Source organism: Archangium gephyra (genome assembly GCF_049060025.1).
Lineage (GTDB): Bacteria > Myxococcota > Myxococcia > Myxococcales > Myxococcaceae > Archangium > Archangium gephyra_A.
Window position 1 is genome coordinate 1885475 of the sequence record NZ_JBMEQQ010000002.1, and the last position, 17958, is coordinate 1903432.

The following is a 17958-nucleotide window of genomic DNA, read 5'->3' on the forward strand; positions in this document are numbered from 1 at the left end:
GGGGCTCACTGGAAGCGCCAGACGTGGAGATGGGTCTCGCCCAACTCCGCCGGGCCCATCTTCCCAGGAGGGGTCGGGTTGCGGGTGTATTCGATCCAGGCCACCACGGGCAGCCCTCGCGGGTCCACGGCGAGCGCCCACTCGCCCAGCTTCGTCTCGCCCGGCAGCGCCTGGAGCGGCTCGCCCACGGGCCGCCACGCCTGTCCATCCCAGGTGTGGATCTCGAGCTGCTCCTCGCGCGCGAAGAGCAGGAAGACGCGGGACCCGAGCGCCGCGAGCACCGGCTCGCGCCTGGGCGCGGGCTCGAGGATGCCCGTCCACTGCTCCCCGGAGGGGCGCCGGACCGGATTCAACTCGCCGAAAGCCGCTCCCTCATGCTGGGTCCACGTGAGGTAGGGCACATCCGCGCCATCGAGCACGAGCGAGGGGTAGTGGGCGTTGCCCTTCGAGGGCCTGTCCTCGCTGGCGACGCCTCCCGCCACGGGCAGCCACCGGGCGCCATCCCACTGCCGGACGTGGATGCGGTCGATGAACTCCCGCATGGCCGACTCCTCCCAGGCCACGACGGGGAAGCCCCGGGAGTCCACGGCAAGACTGGGACGCTCTCCGTTGGAACCATCCCCGCGCACGCCGTCCGGGTACGCACCGAGCCGCTCCCCCACCCGCTGCCAGGAGTCTCCATTCCACTGGCTCACATGGATGCCGAGGGAGGGCTCGCCCGGGCCGATCTCACTCCACGCCACCACCGGCTCTCCGGAGCAGTTGAAGGCGAGCGCCGCGCTGGTGATCTCCGTCAACCGGTTGTTCGCGGCCTGGAGTCCAAGCCCCAGGACCGACCAGAACCGGCCCTCCCAGCGGTGGATGCGGACGGTGCCCGTGGAGTGCCCGGTCGTCTCGAGCAGGGCCATCACCGGACGGCCCTGGGGATCGACGGAGAAGGCCGGGCGGCCAGGCGAGCTGTGCGTGCTCGCGGCCAGGGGGAACAGGGAAGCCGCCGCCTGCGACCACACGTTGCCCTCCGCGCGCCGGAAGAAGTAGCCCCACACCGCGCCGTTGTATTCGCCCCACGAGACAACGGGCGCCCCCGTGGAATCCACCGCCAGCCCCAGCCGGGTCTGCGGCGTATCGCGCTCGGTGTTGTATTCCAGCGCGGAGCCCACGGGCACCCAGGAGCGCGGGTGACCCTGCTCGTTGGTGAACAGGGGCGCGGGCTCGCCCGGCCGTGGCATGCAGCGAGCGGCCGGGAGCGGCGGGGAGACGACGGGAGGGCTCCGCGGCTGTGGCGGTGGGGGTTCAGCCTGTGAAGCGGGAGGGGTTGCCTCCACCCGCGTGGGAGGCACCTCCGTCCCACCGCCGCATGCCGTCAGAAGGAAAAGAGTTGCCCACCCACCCCGTCCGCCCCAGCACTTCATCCCGCCCCCCAGCGCCTCTTCGCACCGAAGGTGGAGATGAATCCGCTACGAGCAAGGGTCTGTCACGAGGGGCTGGAAGAGCGAGACATCGCGGCGGCATGTGCCGGCGCCGGAGAGAAGAAGATGTGATCCGGAAGGCTCCAGGTTCCGAAGCACCTGGAGCCACGGCGAACGGCGTCTGCCCCTGCCAGTGGATTTTCTGCATCATTCCCAGGTTCACCGGCTCTCAACTGCTGCGGGCCAGCATGCCCAGCGATGCGAACGCAATGGAGAGAACGCCGTGACCACCCTCAAAGAATGTCTGCTTGCCTGCCTGGTTCTTCAATTCTCCGCGCTGGCGCAGGCCGCCCCGCCAGCGGGCTCGAAGCCCGCGCGTCCCAAGCACGTGAGCGAGACCACCGTGGTTCCCGACGCCGAGCGCTACTCGCGGCGGTGCCAGTCCCAGGCGGTCCACCGCATTGCCAGGCCCCAAGGCACGATGCTCTGGGGCACCAAGCGGAGCTGGGACACCGAGAAGATCGCCGACGAGCGCAGCAGCGTGCTCGTCTCGGTCGACCTCGCGTCCCCGCGGCGTGCGGAGGCCCACGTCAAGGCACTGCGGCTCGAGGGCGCGCGCCTGGTGGCCCTGCCCTCCGCCGGCGACGTCGTCGGCACCGTGCTCCAAGGCACCGCCAGCGATGGCAAGCCCGTGGAGGTGGCCATCTGTGGCGCCGAGCCCTCGCCAGAGGATCCCAGCATGGTCTGGTACCGCATCGAGGCCTGGAACACGGTGGCCCAGGAATGGGAGAACCCCTGCGTCGCCCTGAACCGCGTGCCCGACCCCCGGGCGCTCGCCGTGAGCGGCGTCTGGGACGCGAGCGGGGCACGGCAGGACGTCCCGGGCAAGCTCACCTTCGCGTGTGAGAACGGCGCCATCACCAAGTGCATCCATTGGGGCTACAAGCCCTGGGCGAGCCATGCCGGGCAGTCGCTGGCCGACCTCCACCAGGCCTGCACGCGCATGGCACGCGCCGACTACTGCGGCAATGGCCGCAGCCACACGCACGAGGACACCACCATCGACATGTACGATCGGCTTGGAATGATCGAGCGGGCGGCCGAGATCTCGGCGGATTGGGATCCGGCGAAGGGCTCGTTCGAGGCGGCCTGGGCGCCCGACGGGGCCACCTGCCTGGCACATACCCGTGATGGCCGTGCACTGGAGTCCATCCTCCAGGAGTGTCCCAACCGGTTCAGCACGGGGCGCATGACGGACCTGGGGCAGGAGGACCGCTGCGTGGCGCAACGCACGGACGTGAGCCCCGACAAAGCGCTGCTGCGCAATCGGTCCTATGGACGCGGCGCGAAGTAGGAGGGCGGGGAGGTCAGCCTTGCTCGGGCGGCCCGGGCGGGGCGTCCTCCTCCCCCAGGAGCTGGCTGATGCTCAGCTCGAGCTGACTGTCGAGCAGGGCCAGGAAGCTCTGGAAGTCTCGCTGGGACAGGCCCAGGCGCGCCTGCAGGTGGCGCCGGGTCTCCTTGTAGACCGTCTCCCGTGTGCTCTTCAGCCGGCGGGAGATGGTGGGCTGGCTGACACGGAAGAGCGTCGCCAGCTCGTACATCGAGAGCTGATCGACGAAATAGAGGCGGAGCAGGTGGCGATCCTCGGGCGACAGTGTGGAGAAGGCCTCGCACATGGCCTCGCGCAGGTCGGCCTGGTGGCGCCGCTTGATGGCATCCAGCTCCGGGTCGACCCCCGGGGCCGGCAGCGCCGACAAGAGGGTGTCCGCGTCCTCCTCGGGCGCCTGTTTCTCGGTGGATTGCAGCTTGATGGCGATGCGTGTGGCGGTGACACGCACCCAGCTCTGCAGCGCGCCTCGCCCCGTGTATTCGGCGATCTTGGGGCGGCCCTCGGGCGAGGGAGCGAGGAGCTTCATGCGTGTGAGCTGGCAGATGTCCTCGATCATCGTGTCGGGGTACTTGGGACTCCTGAGCAACCCCGGTAGCTTCGCCAGGTAGTTCCGCTCGAAGACCTCCAGGGCGGTCCCCACCCCCTGCAGACACGCGCACGCCAGGTAGAGCTCCGCCAGGGACAGCGGCGCGAGGAGCGGCTCGATGGGGCTGGTGGGAGTCGCCTCGGGCAGCCGTTCGGCGAGGTGCGTCACGAATGGCTCGGCGGGGAGCGTCACGGTGGGCCACTGCGCGCGGGAGGCCTCCCACGCATGAACCAACAGACGCTCGAGCGCGGCGGCATCCACGGGCGGAAGGAAGCGCACCTTCGCATGCGCAAGAAACATCGCGGCCAGCCTGGGCGCCGGAACCATGCTCAACGCTGTACCACGCGCTTTGCCAAACCATCAATGGGGCCTTTGAATGGCACCCGGCCGGCCCAGGGCCCAAGGAGCTCCACCCCATGCCACCGTTGAACGCCAGCGACATCGAGCCGGACGCCTCCGGTTGTCTGACGGATGAGCTCCTCGTCGATCTGCTCGATAGCCGGTTGCCGGACGAGGCGCTGGCCCGCGCCCACCACCACGCCGCCGGGTGCGACGCCTGCCGGCTCCTCCTGGCCTCGGTGGCTCGCGGGGGCTCGGACGGAGAGAAGGAGGGGCCGGAGCAGCTGGCTCCCAAGGCCGGCAGCGCGGAGGAACACGGAGGCGCCTGGACTCCGCCCGAGGCGTTCGACGAGTTCCGCCTCGAGCGCATGATTGGCCGCGGCGGCATGGGCGTCGTCTACCTGGCGCATGACACCACGCTGGGCAGGCCCGTGGCGGTGAAGTTCATCGCCTCGAGTCAGCCCGAGCCCTGGGTCCGTGCCTACTTCGAGACCGAGGCCCGCGCGATCGCCCGCCTGCAGCACCCGAACGTCGTCACCGTGTTCCGCGTGGGTCAAGTCAGCGGCCACCCCTACATCGTCTCCGAGTATGTCGTTGGCCAGAGCCTCGCGGAGCTGCCGCTCCCGGTACCGTGGCGGCGGGTGCTGGCGCTTGGGGCGGGCCTGGCCCGAGGGCTCGCGGCGGCGCATCGCCAGGGCGTGCTCCACCGCGACCTCAAGCCCTCCAACGCCCTCGTCACCCAGGACGGCGAGGTGAAGCTGCTCGACTTCGGTCTGGCCGAGCGCTTCGAGCCGGGCGAGCCCGCGCCCTCCTCCCCGCCCTCCCCGCTCGCTGGCACGCTGCCCTATGTGGCCCCCGAGCTGTGGCGCCGTGCTCCAGCGACCCCGCAGAGCGACATCTACGCCCTGGGCATCATGCTTCACGAGTTGTGTACGGGCGAGGTGCCGCGAGATCCACGCCTCCCACGGGACGAGGCGGCCCCACTGGCCGATGCGGGGCTGGGGATCGATCCGGATTTCGCCGCGATCATCGCCCGGTGTATCGCGGCCGACCCGAGGGAGCGCTTCGCCTCGGCCATGGCCCTGCGCGAGGCGCTCGAACGGCTGTCACGGCTCAGCGGCGAGCACGCGCCCCTGGTGGAGAGCAATCCCTACCGTGGCCTGGCGCCCTTCACGGCCGAGCACCAGGCCACCTTCTTCGGACGCGACGCCGACATCCGCACCGTGATCGAGCGGCTCCGCCACCAATCCATGGTCCTCGTGGCTGGGGACTCCGGGGCCGGCAAGTCCTCGCTGTGCCGCGCCGGCGTGTTGCCCCGGGTGGCCGCCGGAGCCCTGGACGACAGCCGCGAGTGGGTCACCCTCACGCTGTGGCCCGGCCACCGCCCGCTCGAGGCCCTCGCCGCCGTGCTCGCCCCCCTCCTGCGCAAAAGGGAGGCGGAGTGCGTCTCCGCGCTCGCGAAGACGCCCGCCTGGCTGGGGCAGGCCCTGCGAGAGGCGCATCTGGGCGGCCGGGGCCTGATGCTCTTCATCGACCAGCTCGAGGAGCTCCTGACGCTCTCCGAACCGGTTCAGGCCACGCACTTCGCCCGCCTGTTGGGCGAGCTGGCCCTGCCCTCCGAGGGGGTGCGCGTGCTGCTGGCGGTGCGCGGCGACTTCCTGACGCGCCTATGCGCGCTGCCCGGCTTGGGAGAGGAGGCCGAGCGGGCGCTCTATGTCCTCCGCCCCATGTCGCCCGAGGGGGTGCGCGAGGCCATTGTCGGTCCCGCGCGCGGCCGGGGCGTGGCCTTCGAGTCCAGCGAGCTCGTCCAGACGCTCGTCGCGTCCACGGCGCAGGGCGTGGGCAGCCTGCCGCTCCTCCAGTTCGCGCTCGCGGAGCTGTGGGCGCGACGCGCCCCGGAGCAGGGGCGGCTCACCCAGGTGGCGCTCGATGAGATGGGCGGCGTGGCCGGAGCCCTGTCGCGGCACGCCGATGGGGTGCTCTCGCGGCTGAGCCCCACGGAGCGCGAGGCGGCGCGGCGCCTGCTGCTCCAGCTCGTGACGGGGGAAGGCACGCGCATCGAGCGCGGGGAAGAGGAGCTCGTCGAGGCTTCGGATGGGGCCGCCCGCGCCGCCCTTCGCGCGCTCGTCGACGGCCGGCTCCTGCACACGCGCACCACGGGAGGCCAGCCGCGGTGTGAGATCGCCCACGACTCGCTCATCCAGAGCTGGGGCACGCTGCGCGACTGGCTCGACGACGACATCGGCCACCGCGTGGTGCGCAAGCGGCTCGAGGCGGCGAGCGCCGAATGGGAGCGCCTGAGACAGGCCCGGGAGGCCCTGTGGGGGCAGCGTCAGCTCGACGAGGCGCGTGTGCTCGAGCCCTCCGCCCTGGGGTGGCGCGAGCGTGCCTTTCTCCTGGCCTCCCACCGCGCGGTGGCGCGCCAGCGGTGGGGCCGGTGGCTCGCGGTGCTCGTCCCCGTGCTCGCCGTGGCCGTCTCCTCGGGTGTCCTTCGCCTGCAGGCCCACCTGGCGGACGGTCGCTTCATCGCCTCCCAGCTCGACGCGGCGCGCGAGGAGCTTGCCGCGGGGCGTGCCTTCGCCCAGCGGGCCAGCGTGGGCCGCGAGGAGGCGCTGGCGCTGTTCGACGGGACCCAGCCGGGCCCCCGTGCCACGAGGGACGCCGCCGAGCGGCGATGGACCGAGGCGCTCGCCCTGAGGGAGCAGGCCCACGGGGCCTACGCCCGCGCGAGCCAGAGCCTGGAGAAGGCCCTCGATCGGGAGCGCGGCCACGTGGGGACGCACCGGCTCATCGCGGAGGTCTCCTACGAAGGCGTCCTCCTCGCCGAGCGCTTCCACCAGCAGCGCGAGCGTGACGAATGGATGCGGCAACTGGCGCGGGTGGCCGACACGACGCAGCAGGGGGCGGAGTGGCAGCGGCGGCTCCTGGCCCCGGCCGAGCTGGAGATCGTGACCGAGCCCCCAGGGGCCCGCGTCGAGCTCGACCGCTACACCGAGGTGGGGGGAGTCCGGCGCCGCGAGCCCGTCCTGGGGACTGACGCCCTGGGACCGACGCCCCTCGCCCGTGTGGTCCTGCCCAAGGGCTCCTATGTGCTCCACGTCACGCGGCCGGGGCATGCGCCGGTGGACCTGCCGCTGCTCCTCACGCACGACACGCGTCAGCGGGTCCGCCTCGTGCTCCCCACCGCGGTGCCCGAGGGCTATGCCTATATCCCGCCGGGCTGCTTCCTGCTGGGCAGCGCCGAGCCCGAGGTGGTGCGGACCTTCATGTACAGCTCGCCGCTGCACCGCTTCTGCCTCACCGAGGGCTACCTGATCGGACGGCGGGAGGTGACGTTCGGCGACTGGCTGACCTACCTGGAGGACCTGCCGCCGACGGCGCCGGAGAGACGGCTCCTCGAGCAGCCACGCTTTGGCGATGGTGGGGCGGTCACGCTGCGGTGGCAACCCGGAGAGGGCTGGCTCTTCTCCTTCCAGACTTCGCGGGAAGACGTCTTGACGGCGGGAGTGGGAGAGCCGTTTCGCTACCCGGGCCGGGACCGGCGGGACACCGCCGATTGGCGCCAGTTTCCCCTGTCGGGTGTTTCCGCCATGGACCTGGAGGGCTACTTCTACTGGCTGGACCGGACGAGGCGTCTGCCAGGGGCGCGGCTGTGTGGCCAGAACGAGTGGGAGTACGCCGCGCGGGGTGCGGACGGCCGCCGCCTCCCCCATGGCGACCAACTGCTGCCCGACGAGGCCAACATCGACACGACCTACGGCCGCAAGCCCACGGCCTTCGGGCCGGACATGGTCGGCTCCCACCCCGCCTCGGTGAGCCCTTTCGGTCTGGAAGACATGGCCGGCAATGCCTACGAGCTCACCCGGTCCGCGACGCCGGAGTTCGGGCGCGTCGTGCTTCGGGGGGGCTCCTGGTACTACGATGCCTTCACCGCGTACAGCGCGAGCCTCTCCCCCGGAGATCCGACAGCGCGCGACGCGAGGATCGGCGTGAGGGTCTGTGCCTCGTTCTCTCCGCGGTAGCGGGTAAACGGTCTGTCCTTGCCGAGCAGGGGGAAGCGATGCGTCGGGTTTTCGGATGGCTGCTGGTGGTGGTCCTCTGCTGTGCGGCGGGAGGGGCAGCCGGCGAGGAGAAGAGCGGCTGTTGCAGCTCTCCACGCCCGGCATCCTCCACCTGGCCACCCACGGCTTCTTCCTCGAGGACGCCTCCCCTTCCGAGGGCTCCCGCGGCGTGGGCCACTTCGGCGCACTGGGCGACAACCGCCAGGCGCCACGCCCTCGAAATCCCCTGCTGCGCTCCGGCCTCGCCCTGGCGGGCGCCGCCGAGCCTTCCAAGCCCCGGCCCGACGCCGCCCTGGTCACCGCGCTGGAGCTGGCGGGGCTCGATCTGTGGGGGACCCAGCTCGTCGTCCTGTCCGCCTGCGACACCGGCCGTGGCGAGGTCCAACTGGGCCAGGGAGTCCAGGGTTTGCGCCGCGCCCTCGCCGTGGCCGGAGCCGAGACAGTGGTCATGAGCCTGTGGAAGGTGAAAGACGACTCCACCCACCTGCTCATGGAGAGCTACTACCGCAACCTGTTGGCCGGCCAGGGCCGGGCCTCCGCCCTGCGCGAGGCCATGCGCTCGCTGCGGGCTTCCCGGCCCCACCCGCACGACTGGGCCCCCTTCATCGCCCTGGGCAGCAACGCGCCCCTGCGTGCAATCACTCTGCCTTCGCAGGAGCCGGCGGGCCAGTAGAGCGGAGGACGGCTGGGACGCGCCAGGACGGCGGCCCCCTCCTCCCGAACCTGGAGTGCCCCACCCGTCAACCCTGCTTGGGCTTGACCCGGTGACGTGGCGCTCCCGCAGGGCAGGCTCAAATCTTCGGCCCTCGTGGCGAGGGCGAGCGGCGGCGGGCCAACGCATCAGGCCACGCCCGTGGCTCGCACTTTTCTCTGCATCATTTTCCACATTGGCGGCTCCTCACAGGCACGGCGTACGCGCCCCCTGTTTCACCGAGCTTTCTCTTTGAATTCTCTCCTCTCGGAAGGACGAGTCTTGCCAATCCATTCACGTCTCTCGTGCCTCGCCGCGGTGGTGCTGCTCTGCCTCGCGGCCTGCACCTCTCCTCAGCCCACGGGCTCCGTCCAGTTCGCCGCTTCCCTCCAGCAGGCGCTCTCCTCGAGTGACATCACCCGCGTCAAGGTGACCGTCTCCGCCTCCGATATGTCTCCCCTCGCCCTTGATCTGACCAGGTCCAATGGCTCCTGGGGCGGACTCCTCGGCAACCTGCCCGCCGGCGCCAACCGCACCTTCCTCGCCGAGGCCTTCGACGCCTCCGGCACCCTGCGCCTCCAGGGCCAGACGTCCGGCGTCACCATCACCGCCGACCAGACCACCGCCGTCGCCCTCACCCTCCAGGAGCTCTCGCCTCCTCCGCCCTACCGCAACGAGTCGCCCCTCATCACCTCCCTCGTCGCCTCCACCACCTCCGTCCAGGCAGGCGGCTCCCTCTCCCTGACGGCTTCCGCGGCTGACCCCAACGCGGGCGACCCCTTCACCCTGGCGTGGACCGCCTCCAGCGGCTCCTTCTCCGACGCCACGGCCTCCACCACCTCCTGGACGGCTCCCTCCTCCACCGGCATCCAGACCCTCACCCTCACCGTGACGGACTCCCAGGGCGCCGCCGTCTCCGTCTCCCTGGCCGTCAACGTCACCTCCGGCCCCGCCGCCGCCGCCGCCCTCGACATCTCCTTCAACCTCTGGCCCACCGTCTCCAAGGTCTCCGCCACCCTCAACAGGCTCGACGCAGGGCAGTCCACCTCCGTCTCCGTCACGGCCTCCGATGTCGAGGGGGATGCCCTCTCCTACCAGTGGGAAGCCTCCTGCCCCGGCACCTGGACGGACGCCACCTCCAACTCCGCCTCCTTCATCCCCTCCTCCATTCCCGCCGGGCTCTGCAACAACTGCCGCCTCACCGTCACCGTGCAAGACGCTCGCGGGGGCAGGACCACGGGTGGCCTCAACCTCTGCGTTGCCGCCCCCTCCGCCGAGCACTTCGCGCCCCTCTTCACCGACTACTACCAGTCCGCCACCTCCGCCTCGCCGGATCAGACGGTTGGCTTTGACGTCACCGCCCTGGACCCCCAGGCCAGCGCCCTGACCTTCGCGTGGACGGCCAACACCGGCTCGCTGGCCACGGCGCAGGACACCGCCAGCACCAGCCGCATCGTGTGGACGGCGCCTTCCTGCACGCAGGCGGGTGTCACCCCCACCATCACCGCCGCCGTCACCAATGCCCATGGCCTCTCGGCCTCGAAGCCTTTCTCGCTCCCCGGCCTCCCGACGTGCGCGGCCACGGGGTCCACGCGCCCCGAGAGCACCACCTCCCTTTAGACACACGAGCCTTGCCCATGCACCCACGTCTCTCGTGCCTCGCCGCGGTGGTGCTGCTCTGCCTCGCGGCCTGCACCTCCTCTCAGCCCACGGGCTCCGTCCAGTTCGCCGCTTCCCTCCAGCAGGCGCTCTCCTCGAGTGACATCACCCGCGTCAAGGTGACCGTCTCCGCCTCCGATATGTCTCCCCGCGTCGTTGACCTGACCAGGTCCAACGGCCCCTGGGGCGGACTCCTCGGCAACCTGCCCGCCGGCTCCAACCGCACCTTCCTCGCCGAGGCCTTCGACGCCTCCGGCACCCTGCGCCTCCAGGGCCAGACGTCCGGCGTCACCATCACCGCCGACCAGACCACCGCCGTCGCCCTCACCCTCCAGGAGCTCTCGCCTCCTCCGCCCTACCGCAACGAGTCGCCCCTCATCACCTCCCTCGTCGCTTCCACCACCTCCGTCCAGGCAGGCGGCTCCCTCTCCCTGACGGCCTCCGCGGCTGACCCCAACGCGGGCGACCCCTTCACCCTGGCGTGGACCGCCTCCAGCGGCTCCTTCTCCGACGCCACGGCCTCCACCACCTCCTGGACGGCTCCCTCCTCCACCGGCATCCAGACCCTCACCCTCACCGTGACGGACTCCCAGGGCGCCGCCGTCTCCGTCTCCCTGGCCGTCAACGTCACCTCCGGCCCCGCCGCCGCCGCCGCCCTCGACATCTCCTTCAACCTCTGGCCCACCGTCTCCAAGGTCTCCGCCACCCTCAACAGGCTCGACGCCGGACAGTCCACCTCCGTCTCCGTCACGGCCTCCGATGTCGAGGGGGATGCCCTCTCCTACCAGTGGGAAGCCTCCTGCCCCGGCACCTGGACGGACGCCACCTCCAGCTCCGCCTCCTTCGTCCCCTCCTCCATTCCCGCCGGGCTCTGCAACAACTGCCGCCTCACCGTCACCGTGCAGGACGCTCGCGGGGGCAGGACCACGGGTGGCCTCAACCTCTGCGTTGCCGCCCCCTCCGCCGAGCACTTCGCGCCCCTCATCACCAACTACTACCAGTCCGCCACCTCCACCCCTGCACGCGAGCTGGTGGGCTTTGACGTCATCGCCACGGATCCCCAGGCCAGCGCCCTGACCTTCGCGTGGACGGCCAACACCGGCTCGCTGTCCTCGGAGCAGACCACCGCCAGCACCAGCCACATCGTGTGGACGGCCCCTCCCTGTGTCTTCGCGAGCACGACCCCCACCATCACCGCCACCGTCACCAACACCTTCAACCTGACGGCCACCCGGAGCTTCGCGGTGACGGGGCTGCCTCTCTGTTCAACCCCGAGCCTGGCCTCGAGCAGTCCCACCCAGGCCAAGGCCGGAACGCTGCTCACCCTCACGGGCACGGGCTTCATCCCGGGGAGCGCGGTTCAGGTTGGCGCGACCCCCTGCACCGCGACCTCGTTCGGCTCCTCGACGACCCTCACCTGCACGGTCCCCTCCCTCACCGAGGGCACCCATCCGATCACCGTCACCTCTCCGGACGAGCAGAGCTCGACCCTCGTTGGCGCGCTCCTCTACGACAGCACCCCGCCGGCCGGGGGCGGCACCCTCGACGACGGCACCGCCTCCCGCTCCCTCACCACCTCCCCCGCGCTGACGTGGACGGCCTTCACCGACGCGAGCAGCGGCATCGACCACTATGAATACGCCGTCGGCACCGCCGCCGGAGGAACCCAGACGCAGGACTGGACCCGGTTCACTCCCGGTGCCGGCCCCGGCACCACCCTCACGGGGCTGACGCTCACGAGCGGGACGACCTACTACCCGTCGATCCGGGCCTACGACCGCGCCGGCAACTTCTCCACCCTCACCGGCAACGGCTGGCTCGTCGACACGACGGGTCCCTCCGCCCCCACCGGGCTCAACGACGGCACCTCCACCCACCAGCCGACGGCCTCCCCGGTGGCGACCTGGACCGCGAGCGTCGATTCGGGGAGCGGGCTCGCCTCCTACGAGCTGGCGATTGGCACGAGCGCGGGCGGCACCGACATCCTCGGCTGGACCAACATCGGCAACGTCACCACTGCTTCGCGCACGGGCCTGACGCTGGCACCGGGGACCACCTACTACACCTCGGTGCGCGCCTCTGACCACGCCGGAAACACGAGCGCCGCCGCCACCGGAGACGGCTGGACGCATACCCTGTCGGGTCCTTCGACGCTGGTCATGCTCCCCATGGACAATACCAGTGCCGTCACGGGCGATAACTCGTCCACGGACTTCGTGAACTTCTCGAGCTTCCGGGGTGAGCTTCCGTCCCGAGCTGGCACCGGCCATCTCCACCGTCTCACCGAAGTACGGCGCCGGCAGCGGCTGCTTCAAGAACGGCCATCTGACGACCAACCGCAGCGCGGCCCACGTCATCGGCAACAGCGACTTCACGATCGAGTTCTGGGTCAAGTACAGCGGTTCCCTCGATGGCTTCGTCTCCACGGTCGTCTCCGGCGACGGCTGGAACATCTCCCTCGGCAACACGAACTACAACAACGCCGCGGACTTCTCCTTTGGGCATCAATCGGCCCGGTGGTGGGGCGGGTACGTCGGATGGGGCGTTCTGACGACGGGCGTCTGGCATCACCTCTCGGTCTCCCGCTCCGGCACCAACCTGTACACGCACCTGAATGGCGTGCTGAAGGATTCGATCACCATCGATGCCGCCGCTCGCCTGGAAGGAACCTCCGCCACGTCGGTCCTCACGGTGGGCAACTTCTCCCCAGCGTACATCGACGACCTGCTGATCACCGTCGGAGGGGTGAAGCACACCACCGCCAACTTCACGCCCGCGAAGGTGGGGCCCCTTCCGAACATCTACCTGCCGATGGACGGACGGGGTGACGGAGAGGATCTCTCCCCGGACTTCCGGAACGCGGTGCCCGGAGGCGTCGCGCTGACGGCCACGGGCACGCCGACCATCTCCAACTCGAGCGCGGGCTGCGGCGGCTGCGGCAACTTCGCCTCGGGGTCCCTGGCGACGACCGTGTCCGGGGCGAACGTGCTCGGGACTCGCGACTTCACGATCGAGTTCTGGGTCAACCACAGCGCACTGGGTGGGGGCGGCTCGCCGGTGCTCTGGGGGGGGACTCCCGCCGCTGGCGGCTACTGGGACATCTCCCTCGGCAACACGTACTACAACAACAACGCGGACTTCGCTTTCTACCGCACGGAGGTGAGCGGTTACCGGCACTGGGGAGGAGACATCAGCTGGGGAGTCCTCCCCCTCAACACCTGGACGCACCTGTCCCTCACCCGGAAGGGCACGACCCTGATCACCCACAAGAACGGGATCCTGGTGCAGACGCTGACGATCCTGGCCACCGACAGCATGGAGGGGCCGAACACCTCGTCCTCCATCACGGTCGGCGCGCACCCGGCCTACATGGACGATCTGCTGATCACCGTGGGGACGGCCCGGCACGACACCTCGAACTTCTCGGTGGCGCGTGCGACCTACCCTCCGCGCCTCGTGCCGACGGAGCCGCACGTCTTCCTTCCGCTCGACGGAGCGAACGGCTCGACGGTCTTCCCGAACCTCGCCGCCAACGGCGTGGCGTTCAGTGCGGTCTCAGCGCCGGCCATCACCACCTCGGTGGCCAGGTACGGGGGGGCGAGCGGCAACTTCCAGCAGGGCTACCTGACCACCGACGCCACCGCGGCCAACGTCATCGGCACCCGCGACTTCACGATCGAGCTTCTGGGTGAACTTCTCTGCTCACGGGGGGAGCGGTAGCCCGGTGATCTCCGGGAACGGGTGGGACATCTCCCTCGGCAATGTGCACTACAACAACGCCGCGGACTTCGCCTACGGCAACCAGGGAGCGCGGTGGTGGGGCGGGTCCATCGGGTGGGGCGTCCTGCCTTTCAACACCTGGACCCATCTGGCCATCTCCCGCTCCCAGGGCCGGCTCTACACGCACAAGAACGGGGTGCTCGTCTCCACCGTCGCGATTCCGGCCAACGCGAACATGGAGGCCGGTGCGGCCACCTCGGCGCTGATGATCGGTCAGAGCGCTTCGTACCTGGACGACGTGATGATCACGATCGGCAGCGCGAAGTACACGACGGCCAACTTCGCGTTGGCGCAACTGGCCAGGCCCACCCTGTATCTCCCGATGGACGGAGCCCACCTCTCGACGTCGTTCCCGAACTACGGGTCGGGCGCGGCGCTGACCACCGTCTCCTCGCCCACCATCACCACCACCCAGGCGGTGCGCGGCGGTGCCTCCGCCAACCTGACGACCGGCAGCCTCACCACCCCCACGAGCTCGGCGTACCTTCTCGGGGCCCAGGATTTCACCATCGAGTTCTGGGTGAACTTCTCCACCCGGGCCGGGGACTTCTCCCCGGTGGTAGCCGGGAACGGGTGGGACATCACCGTCGGCAACACGCGCTACAACAACGGCGCCGATTTCGCGTACGGCAACCAGGATGCGCGGTGGTGGGGCGGGTCCATCGGGTGGGGCGTCCTGCCCCTGAACACCTGGGTCCATCTCTCCCTGAGCCGCTCGGGCACGCGCTTGTACACGCACAAGAACGGGGTGCTCGTGTCGATGCTGACGATTCCCGCCACCGACCGCATGGAGGGGCCGACCGCCACCACGTCGGCCATCTCGATTGGCACCCACCCCGCCTACGTGGATGACCTGCTGGTGACGATCGGCAGGGCCCGGCACACCACCGCGAACTTCCCGGTCTCGTACTGAGCGGCGCTGCTGCTCGTCTTTGAATTCCTCATCCCCTTACTCCCACTCCTTCCCTTCAAAAGAACACGCCATGACCCTCCACTCACGTCTCCTCGGCCTCGCCGCGGTGCTGCTGTTCTCCCTGGCGGCCTGCACCTCTTCTTCTCAGCCCACCAGCTCCGTCCAGTTCGCCGTCTCCATCCCCCAGGCGCTCTCCGCGAGTGACGTCGCCCGCGTCAAGGTGACCGTCTCCGCCTCGGACATGTCTTCCCTCTCCATCGAGCTGGCCAGCACCAACGGCTCCTGGGGCGGCCTCCTCGGCAACCTCCCCCCTGGCTCCAACCGCACCTTCCACGCCGAGGCCTTCGACGCCTCCGGCACCCTGCGATTCGAAGGCCAGACGTCCGGCGTCACCCTCACCGCCGACCAGACCACCGCCGTCGCCCTCACCCTCCAGGAGCTCTCGCCTCCTCCGCCCTACGAGAACGAGGCGCCCCTCATCACCTCCCTCGTCGCTTCCACCACCACCGTCCAGGCAGGCGGCTCCCTCTCCCTGACGGCCTCCGTGGCTGACCCCAACGCGGGCGACCCTCTCACCCTGGCGTGGACCGCCTCCAGCGGCTCCTTCTCCGACACCACGGCCTCCACCACCTCCTGGACGGCTCCCGCCTCCACCGGCATCCAGACCCTCACCCTCACCGTGACGGACTCCCAGGGCGCCGCCGTCTCCCTCTCCATTTCCATCTACGTCTCCTCCGGTGCCGCCACTGGCGCCGCCGCCCTCGACATCTCGTTCAACTTCTGGCCCACCGTCTCCAAGATCTCTGCCACCCTCAACAGGCTCGACGCCGGGCAGTCCACCTCCGTCTCCGTCACGGCCTCCGACGTGAATGGCGATACCCTCTCCTACCAGTGGGAAGCCTCCTGCCCCGGCACCTGGACGGACGCCACCTCCAGCTCCGCCACCTTCGTCCCCTCCTCGGTTCCGGCCGGTCTCTGCAACAACTGCCAGCTCACCGTCACCCTCCAGGACGGCCGCGGGGGTCAGACGACGGGCGCCCTGGCCCTCTGCATCACCTCCTCCACCACGGAGCTCTTCCCTCCCTCGTTCACCAACTTCTACCAGTCCGCCACCTCCGCCTCTCCGGGCCAGAAGGTTGTCTTTGACGTCACCGCCCTGGACCCCCAGTCCAGCTCCCTGACCTTCGCTTGGGCGGCCGACACGGGTTCACTGGCCACGGCGCAGGACACCGCCAGCACCAGCCGCATCGTGTGGACGGCGCCTTCGTGCACGCCGACGGGAGTCACCCCCACCATCACCGCCACCGCCACCAATGCCCATGGGCTCTCGGCCTCGAAGCCGTTCTCGCTCTCCGGCCTGCCGACGTGCCCCGAGGACACCGCCACTCCGTAGGCATTCCGGCTGAAACCGCCCTCCCCTCCGCGGGGGCAAAAAGAAAAGCCCAGCAACCCCTTGGAGGTTGCTGGGCCTTCCGACTTGTCACCGGCGGGAATCGAACCCGCGAAGCTCAGAACGTGTACTTCACCCGCGGGAAGAAGGCGAAGGTGGGGATGTTGGGCCCGATGATGTAGCGGGCCAGGAAGTCCGCGCCCACCGAGAAGTGATCCATCGGCGTCGCGTACTCGATGCCGATGCCCAGGCCCGCGTTCGGCGCCGTCAGGGCCGCGCCCGGGTCTCCCGTGCCCACCGGCGCCGGATCCAACCGCGACAGGCCCGCCGCCACCTTCGGCATCAGGTAGAGACGGTCCGCCAGCGGCACCATGTACGCCGCCGTCACGTCGGCGAACGCCACCGTGAAGTTGTCGGACATGCTGCACACGTTCGTGCCCGGCATGTACCCGGCGAAGCAGTTCGCCGCCGACGAGCCCAGCCCGAAGTGCACCCCCAGCGAGACCTTGTCCGTCAGGTCGTACCCCACGCCCAACTGCAGGTACGTCTGCGCGTTGGAGTAGATGTTCTCCCCGCCCAGCGTGAAGAACATGCCGATGTCCGCCTCGGTGAAGAAGCCACGGCGGACCTCCAGCGGGACACCTTCCGGCGGGGTGGCCGCCAGGGCGGTGGTGGGCAGCATCGCGAGCACAGCGGCCAGCAGCGGCTTCTTCATATCGGGACGACCCTCACCCAGGACCCTCTCCCCAGTGGGGGGAGAGGGGTTTTCGTTACGGTTCGCAGATGCTCGAGACGTCAGCGGTTACTCACCCGCGGGCGAGAAGAGCCACGGGTACGTCACCGCCACCACACCGCCGCCCTTCGGCTCGGGGAACTTCCAGCGGCGGATGCGCGAGAGCATGCAGTTCTCGGCGGCCGAGCTGTTCAGCGTGGTCTCCGTCACGTTCGCCTCGGCCACCGCGCCCGCCGGGTCGATCGTGAAGGCCACCGCCACCTTGCCCGCGAGGCTCGGGTTCTTGTTGCAGCTCGGTCTCGTAGCAGTACTTGATCTCGTTCTGGTGGCTCCGGATGATCTTGGCGATCACGTCCTTGTCGAGGCCGCCGATCACCGTGGTCTTTCCGGGGACGATCTTCGTCACCGTCTTGCCACGGCCGGCCAGGTCGATGCCGCCACTTCCCCCCGCGCCCCGGCCATTGCCCTTGGTGCCGAGGCCACCGAGGCCCAGCGCGGTACCACCACCGCCCGTGCCCGAGCCACGCGAGCCGAGTCCGCCCACGCCCTGCGCATCCCCGAGACCCGCACCGCTCTTGAGGCCGCCCAGCGCGTTGTTGATGCCCGTGCCCAGGCCACCCGGACCGAAGACATCCGAGGCGCCACCCTTCAGGTTCTTCATCGCGCCCAGCAGGCCCACCCGGCCCACCACCTTGCGATCCTGCTCGCGCTTGTTCTTGTTGACGATGTTGGTGCCCGGCTTGGAGGGATCGGCCTCGGCCTTCTTCGCCTCCTCCTTGCCGAACTTGCCTTCCTCGCCCTTGGCCTTGGCGCCTTCCTCCACGCCCTTGAGGCGCTCCAGCAGCTTGGTGTCCACCGGCTTGGTCGGCTGCACCAGGAACTTCGCCACCCGCTGCTGGCTCGCGAAGATGTCGTCGCTGGACTGCGCCTCGGAGCGCGGCGTGAGCAGCATGGCCGCCAGGAAGGCCCCGGCCGCCACGAAGCTGATGCCGGCGATCTTCAACCAG

The 17958-nt window shown here is 70.0% G+C and carries 8 protein-coding genes and 5 pseudogenes; 9 read left to right on the plus strand and 4 right to left on the minus strand.

Features of this window, described 5'->3' with window-relative positions:
• Positions 1-5: 5 nt before the first annotated feature.
• Complete coding sequence (locus ACN28I_RS08170) at positions 6-1229, minus strand: hypothetical protein (RefSeq protein ID WP_420941531.1); 1224 nt, start codon at positions 1227-1229, stop codon at positions 6-8.
• Positions 1230-1692: 463 nt separating this feature from the next.
• Here ACN28I_RS08170 and ACN28I_RS08175 point away from each other — a divergent pair, with 463 nt between their 5' ends.
• Positions 1693-2763 (plus strand): ADYC domain-containing protein, encoded by a 1071-nt coding sequence (locus ACN28I_RS08175; RefSeq protein WP_420941532.1) that lies wholly within the window; start codon positions 1693-1695, stop codon positions 2761-2763.
• A 13-nt stretch (positions 2764-2776) separates the two neighbouring features.
• Here the strand turns inward: ACN28I_RS08175 and ACN28I_RS08180 are convergent, their stop codons facing one another.
• Entirely contained in the window at positions 2777-3685 is a 909-nt protein-coding gene (locus ACN28I_RS08180; protein ID WP_420941533.1) for a sigma-70 family RNA polymerase sigma factor, read from the minus strand.
• A gap of 116 nt (positions 3686-3801) precedes the next feature.
• Here ACN28I_RS08180 and ACN28I_RS08185 point away from each other — a divergent pair, with 116 nt between their 5' ends.
• The 8 genes and pseudogenes from ACN28I_RS08185 to ACN28I_RS08220 form a co-directional block, all read left to right on the plus strand.
• On the plus strand, positions 3802-7746 hold the full coding sequence (locus ACN28I_RS08185) for a protein kinase domain-containing protein (protein WP_420941534.1): 3945 nt from the start codon (positions 3802-3804) through the stop codon (positions 7744-7746).
• A gap of 109 nt (positions 7747-7855) precedes the next feature.
• Positions 7856-8458, plus strand: a pseudogene (locus ACN28I_RS08190) (CHAT domain-containing protein); the annotation flags it as partial.
• A 300-nt stretch (positions 8459-8758) separates the two neighbouring features.
• A pseudogene (locus tag ACN28I_RS08195) lies at positions 8759-10069 on the plus strand (Ig-like domain-containing protein); the annotation flags it as partial.
• A 206-nt stretch (positions 10070-10275) separates the two neighbouring features.
• Positions 10276-11607 (plus strand): annotated as a pseudogene (locus ACN28I_RS08200) (IPT/TIG domain-containing protein); the annotation flags it as partial.
• A gap of 766 nt (positions 11608-12373) precedes the next feature.
• A pseudogene (locus tag ACN28I_RS08205) lies at positions 12374-12775 on the plus strand (LamG-like jellyroll fold domain-containing protein); the annotation flags it as partial.
• A gap of 105 nt (positions 12776-12880) precedes the next feature.
• The gene (locus ACN28I_RS08210; RefSeq protein ID WP_420948596.1) at positions 12881-13855 is read left to right on the plus strand and encodes a LamG-like jellyroll fold domain-containing protein; all 975 of its coding nucleotides are present in this window, start codon (positions 12881-12883) and stop codon (positions 13853-13855) included.
• 4 nt (positions 13856-13859) lie between these two features.
• Positions 13860-14828, plus strand: coding sequence for a LamG-like jellyroll fold domain-containing protein (locus tag ACN28I_RS08215; protein WP_420941535.1), 969 nt, complete (start codon positions 13860-13862; stop codon positions 14826-14828).
• Positions 14829-14898: 70 nt separating this feature from the next.
• Positions 14899-16197 (plus strand): annotated as a pseudogene (locus tag ACN28I_RS08220) (Ig-like domain-containing protein); the annotation flags it as partial.
• Positions 16198-16336: 139 nt separating this feature from the next.
• Here the strand turns inward: ACN28I_RS08220 and cglE are convergent.
• Positions 16337-16933 (minus strand): adventurous gliding motility protein CglE, encoded by a 597-nt coding sequence (cglE, locus tag ACN28I_RS08225; RefSeq protein ID WP_420941536.1) that lies wholly within the window; start codon positions 16931-16933, stop codon positions 16337-16339.
• Positions 16934-17020: 87 nt separating this feature from the next.
• Positions 17021-17212 (minus strand): AgmX/PglI C-terminal domain-containing protein, encoded by a 192-nt coding sequence (locus ACN28I_RS08230; RefSeq protein ID WP_420941537.1) that lies wholly within the window; start codon positions 17210-17212, stop codon positions 17021-17023.
• Positions 17213-17958: the final 746 nt, after the last annotated feature.

Excerpts from the sequence above, each read along its gene's own strand:
- cglE (WP_420941536.1), bottom strand. The coding sequence starts at position 16,933 with ATGAAGAAGCCGCTGCTGGCCGCTGTGCTCGCGATGCTGCCCACCACC.
- ACN28I_RS08185 (WP_420941534.1), top strand. The coding sequence starts at position 3,802 with ATGCCACCGTTGAACGCCAGCGACATCGAGCCGGACGCCTCCGGTTGT.
- ACN28I_RS08180 (WP_420941533.1), bottom strand. The coding sequence starts at position 3,685 with ATGTTTCTTGCGCATGCGAAGGTGCGCTTCCTTCCGCCCGTGGATGCC.
- ACN28I_RS08170 (WP_420941531.1), bottom strand. The coding sequence starts at position 1,229 with ATGCCACGGCCGGGCGAGCCCGCGCCCCTGTTCACCAACGAGCAGGGT.